Raw genomic sequence first — 14,501 nt, 5'->3', positions numbered from 1 at the left:
TCGGCGAGCTCGCCCCGCCGGCTGAGCCGCGATGGCACAGTCGGCGGGGGCTCGCCATGGCCTGGCAGCGCCGGGAAGGTCCTACCAGGTCAGGTCCGTGGCGCCGCTACAGCGTGCGGTCGGCGCCGGTTCGTGGGGGCGGTGCGGCAGCCAGTGCCGCGTTCTCCGCCTCGGTGAGTTGCCGGGCGCGCAGCACGAAGCGCATGCCCTGGCCCGCTTCCAGCGATTCGGCGCTGGCCTGCCCGCGCACCGCGTCGACGGTGAGGTGGGTGTCCTTCCAGCATTCGAACTGCTCGGGGCTGATCCAGAACTCGGTGTGCCAGCTGAGCCTGCCCAGCAGGACATCGGCCTTCTCGATCGGGAACTGCTTGGCGGATAGGCACACCGGCGCGATGTCCTCGTCGCAGCCCTCGCCGGCCTGGCGGAACAACACCGGGCCGTTGTCCTCGATCAGCCTGCGCAACAGGGTCTGGGCGCGTTCGGTGATCTCCACACGGTGGATCCGGTTCTGCATCAGAACATCCCGAGTTTCGTCGTGGAATAACTGACCAGCAGGTTCTTGGTCTGCTGGTAGTGCCCGAGCATCATGGCGTGGTTCTCCCGCCCGAATCCCGACTTCTTGTACCCGCCGAAGGCGGCGTGCGCGGGGTAGGCGTGGTAGCAGTTGGTCCAGACCCGGCCCGCCTTGATGCCGCGGCCGAGTCGGTGAGCGGTGTTGATATCGCGGGTCCACACGCCCGCGCCGAGGCCGTAGAGGGTGTCGTTGGCGATGCGGATGGCCTCGTCGACGGTGTCGAAACGGGTCACCGCGACCACGGGTCCGAAGATCTCCTCCTGGAAGATCCGCATCGTGTTCTCACCCTCGAAGATGGTGGGTTCGATGTAGTACCCACCCGGCAGGCCGTCGACCTTGCGTGCTTCCCCTCCAGTCAGCACGCGGGCGCCTTCGGCTCTGCCGATGTCCAGGTAGGACAGGATCTTCTCGTACTGGTCGTTGCCGGCCTGCGCGCCGATCATCGTCTCGGTATCGAGGGGATGACCTGACACGACGGCCTCGGTGCGGGCGATGCAGCGGGCGAGGAATTCGTCGTAGATCGACGAGTGGATCAGCGCGCGTGACGGGCACGTGCACACCTCACCCTGGTTCAGGGCGAACATCACGAAGCCCTCGACGGCCTTGTCGAGGTAGTCGTCGTCGGCCGCCATCACGTCGGGCAGGAAGATGTTCGGGCTCTTGCCACCCAGCTCCAGGGTGACCGGGATGATGTTCTCGCTCGCGTACTGCATGACCAGCCTGCCGGTCGTGGTCTCGCCGGTGAACGCGATCTTGGCCACTCGTGGGCTCTGCGCCAGCGGTTTGCCCGCCTCCACGCCGAAGCCGTTGACCACGTTGAGGACTCCCGGCGGCAGCAGGTCGGCGATCAGCTCGACGACCAGCAACAGCGAGGCGGGTGTCTGCTCGGCGGGTTTGATCACCACGCAGTTGCCCGCGGCCAGCGCGGGGGCCAGCTTCCAGGCCGCCATCAGGATCGGGAAGTTCCACGGGATGATCTGGCCGACCACGCCGAGCGGCTCGTGGAAGTGGTAGGCGACGGTGTCGGGGTCGATCTGCGAGATCGAGCCCTCCTGGGCGCGCAGCACACCGGCGAAGTAGCGGAAGTGATCCACGGCCAGCGGGAGATCCGCGGCCAGGGTTTCGCGGACCGGCTTGCCGTTGTCCCAGGTCTCGGCGACCGCCAGCGGTTCGATGCTGTTCTCGATCCGGTCGGCGATCTTGTTGAGGATGTCGGCGCGCTCGGCGACCGGGGTCGCGGCCCAGCGGTCGGTGGCACGATGCGCGGCCTCGAGCGCCATGTCGATATCGGCGGCCGTGGACCTGGCCACCGCGCAGAACGTCTCGCCGTCGACCGGGGAGGTGTTGTCGAAGTAGCGGCCTTCGATGGGGGCGGCCCAGTCACCCCCGATGAAGTTGTCGTATCGGGCGGCATAACTGACGATGCCGGTATCCGATCCGGGTTTGCCGTAGATCATGCGTCTCGCTCCTCGCGACCTCTGCGTGGTGGAACACACTATGGTCGGCGAAGGTTGGTACGAGGTTGGTGAGCGTGTTCGCCCAGGTCAGCCCTGTCGCGCGGTGTACAGGCGGGCGGTGACGACGGCCCGGCGGACGTCGTCTCGCGGCAGCAGGCGCAGCGCGTGCTCGTGCACCGCGACATCGCCGGGACAGCGCTGGCCGAAGGCCACGGCGTGCTCGGCCCGATCGCTGTGGAGCACCGCGTTGCGGATGCCCACATCCAGATGCGCGCGCCACTGTTCGACGCCGGGGAGATCGGAGCCGGGTAGCAGCGGCCCGCGATACAGCCACAGCGCCGAGGTGAGGTCGCCGCCCTCGATCGCGGCGAGCAGGTCGACCGCGTCGCAGGACACCGGACCGGTGAGCATGTAGCGCCGGTTGGCGATCTCGCCGCGGGTGGCCCGCCGCAGATGCGAGACATCGGCTTTGAGGGTGTTGAGCGAGACCGATCGGTCGCCGTAGACGGCGGCGTGCAGCTGCTCGGGGGTATAGCCCTCGGGTTCGAGCGCCAGCAGGGCCAGGATCTCGAGCTGGCGTGGCGGCAGCGGGACCGGCCTGCCGTCGCGCAACAGCCGTGCGGCGCCGAGGCATTCGAGCCGGACACCGGGCGCGGGAGCGGGCGCCTCGGCCCGCAACATGGTCTCCACCGCGGTCACCAGCGCCCGGACCGAGGTCATCACCATGGGGTGCGAGCGTTCCCAGGTCGAGGACAGATCGAGCACCCCGACCTGCCTGCCGTCGGGGCCGTGGATGGGCGCGGAATAGCAAACCCAGCCGTGCAGCGCCGCGACCAGGTGCTCGGCGGAGAAGACGGTCACGGCCTTGTCGTCGTGCAGCGCCAGCGACAGGCCGTTGGTGCCCATATGACTCTCGTCCCACACCCCGCCGGGCGCGAAGTTCACCTGCTCACCCTGGCGGCGCAGAGTGCGATCGCCCGCGGTCCACAAGATGGTGCCCGATTCGTCACTGACGACGGCGAGATAACCGGATTCCTCGGCCATGCCGCGCAGTTGCCCGGCGAGTTCGGTGACCGGCCTGCGCAGCGGCGACTCCGACCAGCGGTCGCTGATGTCGTTGAAGCCGGGGGCGACGGTCTGTGCCGGGTCCACGGTGTGCAGCGAGCGCTGCCAGGACTTGGCGACTTCCGCGCGCACCGGCCCGGTGTCACGGGGCAGATGCAGCGGGCGCGAGGGCGCGGCCAGCTTGTTCCACTGCTTCTCGAGCGCGCCCCGATAGTCCGAGAGCCGGTCCGGCGGGGGCGATCCGGCGATCGGGTCGTCGTGTGCGCCCACGTTCAACTCCCTGCTCGTCGGTGGCGCTTTCATGTCTATCAGCTGCGCCACCGCGGTGTGCACCGTTTACCGGCGGACGACCGGGTCACCGGTGCATGCCCTGTCGTGGCGGCTTGACGACACCGGCGTCGGCTACTTGTTCAGGAAGAGCCCGGCGATATCGGCGTTCTTGATCGGGGTGTCGATATTGCGCTGGCCCGCGCACAGCAGGTCGACCTGCACGATCATCGAGTCGACCAGGGTGCCCGCGGGCTCGTTGTCGGTGCCGTTGCGCTGCTTGATCGCCTTGGTGATGGTGATCCGCTTGGTGTCGGGCTCCTGGTTGACGTAGTCGCGGCACGAGGTGTCGCCACCCTGGTTGAGCACCCGCTCGACCTCGGTGCAGCCACTCGCCAGTGCCGCCAGCACCGCGACGCCGACGGCGACGGCACCGGTTCGGGTGGTGGCGTGCATGGTTCCTCCTGAGGGTCGCGCCGCGCGGGTGCGCGTCGAGTGGCCTCCAGCCTAAGCGGTCGGCCTCAGCCGCGGTGGATCCGCAACGGAACCAGCAGCTCGGCGGCGGTGAGCGAGCCGTGATGGCCCACCATCATCGACTGCAGCGGTTCGGCGGCGGAGCGGATCACCCCGGCCTCCCCGCGCGCGACGACGACCAGATCGCCGATCCGGTAGGCGGATTCGGTGGTGACCGTCGGCCCGAACCAGCCCGCCTCGATCGCCTCGGCCCGGGTGCGGATCAGGAAGTCGCCGCCGAGCACGCCCGCCCAGGTGTCGGCCACGTCGGCGGTCGCGCCGTCGGTGGTGTAGACGTGGCGGGCGCGGGGCTCCCCGGCGAGCTCGGCGACGCCCGCGGACAGGTGCGGGTGGGTGTCGAAGTCGATCCGCTCGGTGAGTTCGACCATGCCGTGGTCGGCGGTGACGATCAGCGCCGTGCGGGCGGGCAGGCGCGCGGCCAGTTCGGCGGCGATCCGGTCGACGTGCCCGAGCTCGAATCGCCAGGCCCGCGAGGCGGGCCCGCGCGCGTGCCCGGTCGTGTCGAGTTCCGAATGATAGGTGTAGACCAGGGTTTTCGGTGCCGAGACGAGGGCGTCGAGGACGCCGTCGATCAGGTCGCCGACGGAGAAGCTGGCCCGGAAATCGCCGCCACGCCAGCCGGCCCTGGTCAGGCCGGAGCCGTCCTGATACCCCGGCGCGACTTGGATCGCGGCGATCCCGGCGGCGGTGGCGCGCTGGAAGGCGGTGGGCCGCGGCTGGATTCGCTCGGGCGGGAACGTGGCGAGGGCGTCGACCTTCGGGCCGGCGCCGTTGAGTTGCCAGCGCAGGCTGTTGAACAGCCGCTGCTCTTCCGGCAGCCGCAGCAGGTACCCGACGATGCCGTGCTCGCCCGGCGGCAGACCGGTGCCCAGGGTGGTCAGGCTGGTGGCGGTGGTGCTCGGAAAGCCCGCGGTCATGGTGGCTTCCGGCAGGCCCGACAGGAACGGCGCCGTCGTGGCGTTGGCGGCAAGCGCCTGCGCGCCGAGGCCGTCGACGAGCAGGACGCACACGTGGTCGACGTCGAGATCCAGGCCGAGTCGGTCGGTCTCGCCGTCGACGCCGAGGCGGGCCAGCACGGAGGGAAGCAGATCGGCGAGGGAGGACTCGCCGTAGCGCGGGGTCAGCAAGAGTTCGTCGTTCACGCCTGTCCGGTTTCGAATCGGCTGATCAGTCCGTCGCGCAGGACGAACCGCCAGGTGGTACGCAGGGAGCCCCATCGGCTGTTGGTGTAGTCGGCGGTGAGCTCGAGGCCGTCACCGTCGACCGATTCCACGACCAGGTGGCCGTTGCTGCTGAAGATCTCGGCCTCGGTCCACTGCGCGAGGTCGCGTTCGACCCCGTCGTCGGACATGGTCGCGTCCTCGGTCAGCACACCGTAGAAGCGGTCGGTGTCCTGGGCGTTGAGCGCGTCGACGAACGCTTCGACCACGGGATCGAGTTTCGCGGTGGCAGACATCGGCTCTCCTGCTCGGGTGGCACACGACGGATGACGGTGCACCCCACTGTAGGTGAGCGCGCGGGTGCGGCCGAGGGAATATGCGACGGCGCGTCAGGCGCCGGTGGGCCGGGGGGCGATGAGGCCGGTGAAGGAGCGCATGATCGCGTCGACGAGGTCGGGCACGTTGGTGCCCATCTGCTCGCTGCGTTTCTCGAGATGCCCGTCCAGCCACAGCGAGGCCAGTCCGTGCCCCAGTGCCCACCAGGCCACGGCCAGGGTGTCGGCGCGGTCGGCGGGCAGCACGCCCGCCGCGACCGCCTCGGCGACCGTGTCGGCGAGGATCTGGAACGCGTCGTCGCCGGCCTCGTGGGCATCGGGGTGTTTCTCCGGCTGGGACAGCTCGGGGCGGAACATCAGCCGGAATTGCGCCGGATGGTCGCGGGAGAACCGGACGTAGGTCTCGGCCAGCGCGGTGAGCGCGTCCAGCGGAGAGGTGGCCGCCGCCTTGGTCGCGGCGAGGTCGGCGGCGAGCTGCTGGAAGCCGTCCACCGACAGCGCCGACAGCAGCGCGGCGCGGTCGGCGAAGTGGTGGTACGGCGCGCCGCTGCTGACCCCGGCTTCGCGGGCGACGCGGCGCAGGCTCACCGCGGCCAGGCCCTCGCTCTCGATCAGGCGCAGGCAGGCGTCCATCAGCGTGGCCCGCAGGTCGCCGTGGTGGTAACGGGTGCGCTTCACCCTCCGAGCGTAAGCGAGAAGCTCGCCGAGATCGGCACTGGACAGGAAATCTATGCAGTGTTTAGATTATTTGAGCACCGCTCAGATGGGCGGGCGTCCCTGGAAGGACGAAGGGTGAACACCATGATCACTCGGGTATTGGTCACCGGCGCGACGGGTTTCGTGGCCGGCCACTGCATCGCCGAACTGCTCGACCACGGTTACGCCGTCCGCGGCTCCGTGCGAGACCTCGACGCGCACGCCCAACGCGCGCACCTGACCGACCTCGCCCGCCGCACCGGCGGTGCGCTCGAGTTCGTCGCCGCCACGCTCGACGACGACGCGGGCTGGGCGGAGGCGGTGGCGGACTGCGACACCGTGCTGCACGTCGCCTCGCCCTTCCCGGCCGCGCCCCCGGACGACGAGCAGGCGCTGATCGAGCCCGCCGTCGACGGCACCCTGCGGGTGCTGCGCGCCGCCGCGGCGGCCGGGGTGCGCCGCGTCGTCCTCACCTCCTCGGTCGCCGCGGTGGCCTACGGTCACGATGACGACGCCGTCCGCACCGAGGCCGACTGGTCGGTCGTGGACCGGATCCCCGCGTATCAGAAGAGCAAGACCCTCGCCGAACGCGCCGCCTGGGACTACGTCGAATCACTCGGTGGCGCACTCGAACTCGTCGCCGTGAATCCCGGCATGGTGCTCGGCCCGCTGCTCGACGCGACGACCAGCACCTCGCACGAGCCGATCCGCCGGCTGCTGAATCGCGATGTGCCCGGTTCGGTGCGCACCGGCTGGACGCCGGTCGATGTGCGCGACCTCGCGATCGCCCACCGGCTCGCGATGGAAGTGCCCGCGGCGGCGGGCAATCGGTACATCTGCGCGGCCGAGCCGCTGTGGATGGGGGAGCTGGCCACGATGCTGGCCCGCGATTTCGCCGCGCAGGGCTTCCGGGTGCCGACCCGGGTGCTGCCGAACTGGCTGGTCCGGCTGGTCGCGGTGTTCGACAAGGGCGTACGGCTGACCCTCCCGGTGCTCGGCCGCACCGAGAACGTCAGCGCCGACAAGGCCCGCCGCGAACTGGGCTGGACGATGCGCCCGATCGCGGACACCATCCGCGACACCGCCGACAGCCTGATCGCCGTCGGCGTCGTCACCGCGCCCGGCAGGCGGCGAACCGCTGCCGTCGCCGCGCCGGCCGGAACCCGATGAGCGGGAAGGGAAGACGATGCTGATCACCGCGCTCGTCCTCGCCCTGGTCGGCCTCCTCCGGCGCGCAGCGCGGGGGAAACCCGGTGACCCCGTGCCGGTGGGGCGTCGGCTCGACCGGCTGACGGCGGCGCTACGACGTGCGGGGGAGCGCCTGATCCGTGAGCCTGTGCCCGCCCTGTCGGCGGTCGTGGCCGTGCTGGGCCTGGCTGTCGTCGGCACTCACTTGGCCTGCGCCGGGACGGCCTGAGGTCAGCGCCATTCCTGGCGCTGCAGATCCAGGATCACCGGGCGCATGAGAGTCGAGACCTGCGGGTCGGCCGCGCGGCGATCCGGCGGGAACACCGTGGCGGCGGCGAGGGTGCGGTCGTCGAGGGAACGCAGCGGCGCAGGGGAGCTCAGGGCCGGGGCCGGGCTCTGCCCCGCCGCGGCGAGCACGAAGCCCCAATCACCGAAACTCGGCACGTCCACGTGGTAGGGCGTCGTGCGCAGCCCGGCCGCGCGCACGGTGGCGTCGATGGCCCAGAACGAGCGCGGCGCGAAGAACGGCGAGCCGGACTGCACCACCAGGCGGGCGCCGGGGGCCAGCACGTTCGCGGTCATCGCGTAGAACTCCTGCGAGTACAGCTTGGCCACCGAGGTCTGGTCCGGGTCGGGCAGGTCGACGATCACCGCGTCGAAAAGCCCGGGGGCGCCGCGCAACCAGGTGAACGCGTCCGCGGTGATCACCCGAACCCTGGGGTCGTCGAAGGAATGCTGGTTGAGCACGGTGAGGCGCTCGTCTGCGCGGGCGAGGTCGATCATCGCCGGATCGAGCTCGACCAGCGTCACCTCGGCGACGTCGGGATAGCGCAGGATCTCGCGCAGGGCCAGGCCGTCACCGCCGCCGAGGACCAGCACCGAGCGATGCGATCCCGCCAGCACCGGATGTACCAGCGCCTCGTGATAGCGGTACTCGTCGACCGAGGAGAACTGCAGACCACCGTTGAGATAGAGGCGGGTATCGGTGGTGCCGAACGGGGAGAACGACTCGGTGAGCACGATCTGCTGGTACGGCGTGCGGGTCTGCCACACGATCGGATGCGCGAACAGGGCCTGCTGGGCGGTGGCCTCGAACCGATCGGCGTAGAGATAGGTGCTCGCGAGCCCGCCCGCGACGACCACGGTCGCGCCGACCAGCACGCGCCGGGCCGCGCGGGTCATCTGCGCGCGGAAGAAGAAGAACGCCAAGGCCGATCCGGCCGCGGCGTTCACGACGCCGACCACGAGGCTGCCCCGGATCTGCCCGAACACCGGGAGCAGCAGGAACGGAAACGCCAGCCCGCCCAGCAGCGCACCGACATAGTCGGCGGCGAACAGATCGGCGACCGCGCCGCTGGCCTCCTGTCTGCGGATCTGCTGCAGCAACTCCATCAGCAGCGGGATCTCGGCTCCGATCAGCATGCCGATCACCGCCGCGGCCAGCACCAGGGTGCCGGTGTAGACATTGAGCCAGGCGTAACTGGCGTACAGCGCCGCCACCGACAGTCCACCGATCACGGCCAGCGCCAGCTCGACCGCCACGAACGCGGCGGCGGCGTGGCGGCGCAACGGTTTCGCCGCGAGCGCGCCGACGCCCATCGCGCACACCATCACACTCAGGGTGATGGAGGCCTGCGCCGCGGTGTCGCCGATCAGGTAGCTGCCGAGGGTGACCAGCGACAGCTCGTACACCAGGCCGCAGGCGGCGCAGACGAACACGGTCGCCAGCAGCGCCGCCCTGGCCAGGCGGTGCACCGGCATCAGGTCAGGCCCGCGGCCACCACCAGCGCGACCGCGACGTGCGCCGATGCCGTGACCCACACCGCCGGATGCGGTTCCGGATCGGCGACGACGGCGCGGAAATCGCCGGGGGTGAGCGCGTCGAGCAGCACGAAGGCCAGCGTCATCGCGGCCAGGCCGATCACCCCGTAGATCGCGCTCGCCAGCAGCGCCTGCAGGATCTTGCCCTCGGAGGTCCAGATGGCGGTGGCCACGATGATCCCGACTCCGAACAGGTTCGAGGCGAGCAGGATCGCGGCGTTGCGGTTGCGCTCGAGCCAGATCTGGGCGCGCAGATCACCGGGGGTGAGCAGGTCGACGACGCCGAAACCGACGGCCATCAACACGATTCCCACCGCGGAGTAGGCGAGCGCGGCGCCCGCGTCCGCCGCCAGGTCGGCGAGCATATGTGTCCTCCTGTGCTGAATGACGATGTACTACTTGCCGCCCTGGTCGCTGCCGCCGCCGCGGAAGTCGCCCGCCGCGGAGCCGCTGGTCCAGCCGTAGGTGCTGGTGTGCGAGTGGTGGCGGCGGGTGCCGTTGGCGAGGCTGTCGACCAGCACCAGCGAACCGCCCGCGTGCGGCGAGACCGCGACGAGGTCCTTGTCGAAGCGCAGGTAGTGGTTGTCGCCGGTGTTGCGGCGATCGCGGGGGTCGGTGGCCTTCGCGATCGCGGCGGCCACGGCGGCGGGCGCGGCGGCGGCGGTGAACGCGATGCCGTCGTTGACCTGATCGAGCTGGCGGGCCCGCTGATAGCGCTCGGCCACGTAGTCGCGTGGATTCGCGTCCCTGGTCACCACGATCACGGCGACGATGGCGACGACCACGGCGCAGATCCCGGCCACGATCCATCTGGTGCGATTCATCGTCACGCTGTGCGAAACCCTCCCCGTACAAAAACTGCGCCGGACTGTATCACCCGGCGCGGGCGCACCGTCAACCGTCGCGCTCAGGTCCCGTGGCCGCTGACCCCGGGCCGGCGCGGCTTGTGCCAGACCAAGGTGTAGCGCCACATCAGGCGTCGGCGGATCTGCGCGCCGGGCAGCAATTCGCCGGTCACCGCTCGGATCTCGGACAGTGTCTCCGCCGGGTCGCGGACCGCGGCCGCCGGGCCGCCCCGCGAGCCACGACGCCACCAGTCCAGGCCGCGGATCGCGGGCAGCAGCGGCAGGTAGTGGAAGTCGGTGAGGGGGTGCATCTTCCAGAGGCCGACGACCGCGAGCGTGCCGCCCGGCGCGACCAGATGGCGCAGTGCGGCGATGCCGTCGCGGACGGGGACGTGGTGCAGGGTGGCGACGGCGGTGACCATGTCGAAGGTGTCGTCGAGTTCGCGGAAGTCGGCCTGTTCGAGATGCACGTTCGGGGCGGGCGGGGCGGTGGCGATGACCTTGTCGTCGATATCGACACCGAGCACGGCGTCGCAGCGGGTGGCCAGCTTACGGGCGAGCAGGCCGTCGCCGCACCCGACATCGAGCGCGGTGCGGGCATCGGCCGGGACCTGATCGAGGATCCAGGGGTGGTAGTGCGTGTTGTGATTCCAGTAGGGGTCCGTCGACATGCCACGACAACGGCCGGGGCCACGCCGGGGTTCCGGACCGGAAATCCACCCGCGCAAAGGTTTCCGGTGTCCTAGCCGCGACCGGCGGCGTAACCGGCCAGCCACTCGGGGAACTGGGTGAGGTCGTCGAGGACGACATCGGCGCCCGCGGCCCGCAACCCGTCGGCGTCGTAGGGGCCGGTCGTCACACCGACGGCCAGGACGTCGGCGGCTTTCGCGCCGCGCATGTCGCCGGCATGGTCGCCGACGAAGACCGCGGCGGATTCGGCCCGCAGGACCTCGGCCTTGCCGGTGGACCACAGATCACCGGCGAGCAGGTCGATCTGCCAGCCGAGGAGGTCGATGTGCAGCCGGGCGTTCGGCTCGAACTTGCCGGTGACCACCAGTGTCCGTCCGCCGCCCGCGCGCACGGCGTCGAGCGCCGCGGCCGCGCCGGGCAGGGCGGGGATGTGCGGGACGACGTCGGGGTAGAGCGCGCGGAACCGGGTGACCAGATGGGGGATCAGGTCGTCGGGCGCGCCCGCGTCGGCGAGCAGCGTGGCCAGCGGCGGTCCCAGATGATCGGCGAAGTGGCTGCCCACCATCGGCAGGTCGAATTCCCGCGCCAGGGTGTCGATCGCGACGGCGACCCCGGGGCGCGAATCGATGAGGGTCATGTCCAGATCGAAACCGACGGTGAGGCTCACGAGCCGAGCGTATCGGGATCGACCCGAACACCGCGCTGACGGGCTGATTCACGTGGAACCCCGCGTGCACTCACTGCCGAAAACGCTTGGGGGAGTGCGATTGTGCGATGCGCGGAGTGCATCGCCGCAGGCAAGGCGGGAAGTATGGCGGTTCCGGAGTATGCGCGGACGGGCCAGGTCCCGGCCGCATTCGCGGATTCCCGGACGAGGAATCCACAGTCACCAGCAGTGACCGCAAAGATGCATCGACTGCCATTCCGGCGGCCTGGTCGATCCGTCGCTGTCGGCGGGTGAGGGGATCGCGGCGGCTCCGGCGAGATCGCCGGGGTGCGGACAAACCAATGGCAAGGAGGGAAAACCACTCCTTGCCACTCTCAATGTATAGCGCACACCGGGGCTTGCGGCAAGGCCCCGGTCGTCCTGCACAATCGCCTGCCGAAGCCATGACCAGCACAAACGAGGGGCATTTGATGATCGACGTGATCGTTGCGGGCGGCGGACCGACCGGGGTGATGCTGGCGAGCGAGCTGCGGCTGCACGGGGTGCGCGCACTCGTCCTGGACCGGGAACCGGCACCGACCCCGGTGGTGCGCGCCATGGGATTGCACGCCCGCAGTCTCGAGGTGCTGGGGCAGCGCGGTCTGCTGGACCGATTTCTCGCCGCCGGGACACCGCACCCGCTCGGCGGCTTCTTCGCCGGGATCGCGAAACCCCAGCCCGCCGGACTCGACACCAGCCATCCGTACGTGCTCGGCCTCCCGCAGACGGTCACCGAACGCCTGCTGACCGAGCACGCCGTCACCCTCGGCGTGGAGATCCGGCGCGGCGCCGAGGTGGTCGGGCTGACGCAGGACGACGACGGGATCGCCGTCGAGCTGGCCGACGGCACGCGGTTGCGCTCGCGCTATCTCGTCGGCTGCGACGGCGGCCGCAGCACCGTGCGCAAGCTGCTCGGGGTCGGCTTCCCCGGCGAACCGAGCCGGGTCGACACCCTTCTGGGCGAGATGCGGCTGACCGCGTCGCCGGAGACGCTGGCCACCGTGAACGCCGAGGTGCGCAAGACCCAGCTGCGTTTCGGCGCCATGCCGCTCGGCGACGGCGTGTATCGCGTCGTGGTGCCCGCGGCCGAGGTCGCCGCCGATCGCACCGTCGCGCCGACGTTCGAGGAGCTGCGTCGGCAGCTGGTGGCCACCGCGGGCACCGACCTCGGCGCGCACGCACCGCGCTGGCTGTCGCGCTTCGGTGACGCCACCCGGTTGGCCGACAGCTATCGCGTCGGCCGGGTGCTGCTGGCGGGCGATGCCGCCCACATCCATCCGCCGATGGGCGGGCAGGGCCTGAATCTGGGTCTCCAGGACGCGTTCAACCTCGGCTGGAAGCTGGCCGCGCAGATCGCAGGCTGGGCGCCGGATGGCCTGCTCGACAGCTACGAGACCGAACGGCGCCCGGTGGCCGCGGACGTCCTGGACAACACTCGCGCGCAGATGGAACTGGTCTCGCTCGAACCGGGCGCGCAGGCCGCGCGCAGGCTGCTGGCGGAATTGATGGAGTTCGAGGAGGTGAACCGGTACCTGATCGAGAAGATCGTCGCGATCGGCATCCGCTACGACTTCGGCGACGGCCACGAGCTGGTCGGCAAGCGCCTGCGCGACATCACGCTGACGGGCGGCCGCCTCTACGACCGCCTGCACGCCGGGCGCGGGCTGCTGCTGGACCAGACCGGCCTGCTGTCGGTGGCGGGCTGGGCCGATCGGGTCGACCATGTCGTGGACGTGAGCGAGGAACTCGACGTCCCCGCGGTGCTGCTGCGGCCCGACGGCCACGTCGCCTGGGCGGGGGTGGACCAGCGGGAACTGCTGGTCCACCTGCCGCGCTGGTTCGGCGCGGCGCGCTGAGCGCGCTGCCTCAGCTGCTGGCCGCCGCGGTGAACGGTGCCACCACCGGCACCGCGGCGGGCCGGGACGGATGCCGCCAGCGGCCCTGGCGCTCCAGGATCGGCAGCACACCCTCACCGAACCAGTACGCCTCCTCCAAGTGCGGGTACCCGGACAGGATGAACTGGTCGATCCCGAGCGCGGCGTACTCGAGCAGCCGCTCGGCCACCTCCGCGTGCGAGCCGACGAGCGCGGTCCCCGCGCCGCCGCGGACCAGCCCGACACCGGCCCACAGGTTGGGCGCGATCTCCAGGCCGTCGGTGCGGCCGTTGTGCAGCTGTGCCATCCGGCGCTGGCCCTCGGACTCGCTCTTGGCCAGGCTCGCCTGCACTCGCTCGATCTCGCCCGGCGCGATCCTCGACAGCAACCGGTCGGCCTCGGCCCACGCCTCGGCGGCGGTATCGCGGCTGATCACGTGGATGCGCAGGCCGAAGTCGACAGTGCGGCCCTCGATCGCGGCCAGCCCGCGGATCCAGTCCAGCTTCGCGGCGACCGCGTCCAGCGGCTCGCCCCAGGTCAGATAGGTGTCGGCGTAGCGTGCCGCGATCGGCCCCGCCGGACCGGAGGAACCACCGAAGAAGACCGGCGGAATCGGGTCGGGCCGGGAGCTGAGCAGCGCGTCGCGCACCTGGAGATGCTCACCGGTGAAACTGATCGGCTCGGTCGACTCCCACAGCTCGCGCACGATGTGCAGGAACTCGCCGGTGCGGGCGTAGCGCTGGGCCTTGTCGAGGAAGTCGCCGTAGGCCTGCTGCTCGCGCGGCTCGCCACCGGTGACGACATTGAGCAGCAGCCTGCCGCCGGAATGGCGCTGGAAGGTCGCCGCCATCTGGGCCGCCAGCGTGGGGCTGGTCAGGCCGGGGCGCAACGCCACCAGGAACTTGAGCGTCTCGCTGGTCTGCACCAGCATCGCGGTGGTCAGCCAGGCGTCCTCGCACCACGCGCCGGTGGGGGTCAGCACGCCCTCGAAACCGTTGTCCTCGGCCGCCGCGGTGAGCTGAGCGAGGTAGCGCAGGGTGGCCGGGCGGTTACCGGACATGAAGCTGCCGTGTCCGCCGGCGACCAGCCCGCGCGAATCGCCGTATGTGGGCAGGAACCAGTGGAACGACAGTCCGCGCTCGGTCATGTCCGCCTTTCGTCGTAGTGAGAGGAATCGTCCTCGACTCTGACCGGCGAAGCCGGTGACGTCACGGATTCCGATCACCGTGCGCGCAACCCCCGACACGCCACGACGCGGCCCGGCCGAACTAGACGTAACCGTGTGAAAC

The 14,501-nt window shown here is 70.5% G+C and carries 16 protein-coding genes; 3 read left to right on the top strand and 13 right to left on the bottom strand.

Features of this window, described 5'->3' with window-relative positions; translation table 11 throughout:
* Positions 1-106 precede the first annotated feature (106 nt).
* The 7 genes from Q7X29_RS20635 to Q7X29_RS20605 form a co-directional block, all read right to left on the bottom strand.
* Positions 107-514: a DUF779 domain-containing protein gene (locus tag Q7X29_RS20635; protein WP_218716215.1), complete on the bottom strand. Its 408-nt coding sequence runs from the start codon at positions 512-514 to the stop codon at positions 107-109.
* Positions 514-2,031, bottom strand: a complete 1,518-nt coding sequence (gene exaC / locus Q7X29_RS20630; protein WP_218716216.1) for an acetaldehyde dehydrogenase ExaC — start codon at positions 2,029-2,031, stop codon at positions 514-516. The genes Q7X29_RS20635 and exaC overlap by 1 nt, the downstream gene beginning before the upstream one ends.
* 87 nt (positions 2,032-2,118) lie before the next feature.
* Positions 2,119-3,372 carry a transcriptional regulator gene (locus tag Q7X29_RS20625; protein ID WP_218716217.1) on the bottom strand — a complete coding sequence of 418 codons (1,254 nt, stop codon included), beginning with the start codon at positions 3,370-3,372 and terminating at the stop codon, positions 2,119-2,121.
* A gap of 126 nt (positions 3,373-3,498) precedes the next feature.
* Positions 3,499-3,819, bottom strand: coding sequence for a hypothetical protein (locus Q7X29_RS20620; protein ID WP_218716218.1), 321 nt, complete (start codon positions 3,817-3,819; stop codon positions 3,499-3,501).
* 65 nt (positions 3,820-3,884) lie between these two features.
* Positions 3,885-5,039 (bottom strand): alkaline phosphatase family protein, encoded by a 1,155-nt coding sequence (locus Q7X29_RS20615; RefSeq protein ID WP_316575111.1) that lies wholly within the window; start codon positions 5,037-5,039, stop codon positions 3,885-3,887.
* Positions 5,036-5,353 (bottom strand): nuclear transport factor 2 family protein, encoded by a 318-nt coding sequence (locus Q7X29_RS20610; RefSeq protein ID WP_316575110.1) that lies wholly within the window; start codon positions 5,351-5,353, stop codon positions 5,036-5,038. Before Q7X29_RS20610 ends, Q7X29_RS20615 begins: the two co-directional genes overlap by 4 nt.
* Positions 5,354-5,446: 93 nt before the next feature.
* Positions 5,447-6,070, bottom strand: a complete 624-nt coding sequence (locus tag Q7X29_RS20605) for a TetR/AcrR family transcriptional regulator (RefSeq protein ID WP_316575109.1) — start codon at positions 6,068-6,070, stop codon at positions 5,447-5,449.
* 123 nt (positions 6,071-6,193) lie between these two features.
* On the opposite strand from Q7X29_RS20605, the gene Q7X29_RS20600 reads away from it, so the two are divergent.
* Together Q7X29_RS20600 and Q7X29_RS20595 are read left to right on the top strand one after the other, a co-directional pair.
* Positions 6,194-7,258, top strand: coding sequence for an NAD-dependent epimerase/dehydratase family protein (locus Q7X29_RS20600; protein WP_316575108.1), 1,065 nt, complete (start codon positions 6,194-6,196; stop codon positions 7,256-7,258).
* Between the two features lie 16 nt (positions 7,259-7,274).
* Positions 7,275-7,505: a hypothetical protein gene (locus Q7X29_RS20595; RefSeq protein ID WP_316575107.1), complete on the top strand. Its 231-nt coding sequence runs from the start codon at positions 7,275-7,277 to the stop codon at positions 7,503-7,505.
* Positions 7,506-7,507: 2 nt separating this feature from the next.
* Here the strand turns inward: Q7X29_RS20595 and Q7X29_RS20590 are convergent, their stop codons facing one another.
* From Q7X29_RS20590 to Q7X29_RS20570, 5 genes are all read right to left on the bottom strand, one after another.
* Complete coding sequence (locus tag Q7X29_RS20590; RefSeq protein WP_316575106.1) at positions 7,508-9,037, bottom strand: polyamine aminopropyltransferase; 1,530 nt, start codon at positions 9,035-9,037, stop codon at positions 7,508-7,510.
* Positions 9,037-9,462, bottom strand: a complete 426-nt coding sequence (locus tag Q7X29_RS20585; RefSeq protein WP_218716224.1) for a DUF350 domain-containing protein — start codon at positions 9,460-9,462, stop codon at positions 9,037-9,039. The genes Q7X29_RS20590 and Q7X29_RS20585 overlap by 1 nt, the downstream gene beginning before the upstream one ends.
* Positions 9,463-9,492: 30 nt before the next feature.
* Positions 9,493-9,921 carry a DUF4247 domain-containing protein gene (locus Q7X29_RS20580; protein WP_316575105.1) on the bottom strand — a complete coding sequence of 143 codons (429 nt, stop codon included), beginning with the start codon at positions 9,919-9,921 and terminating at the stop codon, positions 9,493-9,495.
* Between the two features lie 83 nt (positions 9,922-10,004).
* Complete coding sequence (locus tag Q7X29_RS20575; RefSeq protein WP_218716226.1) at positions 10,005-10,613, bottom strand: class I SAM-dependent methyltransferase; 609 nt, start codon at positions 10,611-10,613, stop codon at positions 10,005-10,007.
* Between the two features lie 71 nt (positions 10,614-10,684).
* Positions 10,685-11,299, bottom strand: coding sequence for an HAD family hydrolase (locus Q7X29_RS20570; RefSeq protein ID WP_316575104.1), 615 nt, complete (start codon positions 11,297-11,299; stop codon positions 10,685-10,687).
* 470 nt (positions 11,300-11,769) lie between these two features.
* On the opposite strand from Q7X29_RS20570, the gene rox reads away from it, so the two are divergent.
* Complete coding sequence (gene rox / locus Q7X29_RS20565; protein ID WP_316575397.1) at positions 11,770-13,194, top strand: rifampin monooxygenase; 1,425 nt, start codon at positions 11,770-11,772, stop codon at positions 13,192-13,194.
* A gap of 10 nt (positions 13,195-13,204) precedes the next feature.
* On the opposite strand, the gene Q7X29_RS20560 is transcribed toward rox, so the two are convergent.
* Entirely contained in the window at positions 13,205-14,359 is a 1,155-nt protein-coding gene (locus tag Q7X29_RS20560; RefSeq protein WP_316575103.1) for an LLM class flavin-dependent oxidoreductase, read from the bottom strand.
* Between the last annotated feature and the right edge of the window lie 142 nt (positions 14,360-14,501).

The sequence above is a fragment of the Nocardia canadensis genome, assembly GCF_032656385.1.
Lineage (GTDB): Bacteria > Actinomycetota > Actinomycetes > Mycobacteriales > Mycobacteriaceae > Nocardia > Nocardia canadensis.
This window is presented reverse-complemented; position numbering and strand designations above follow the sequence as displayed.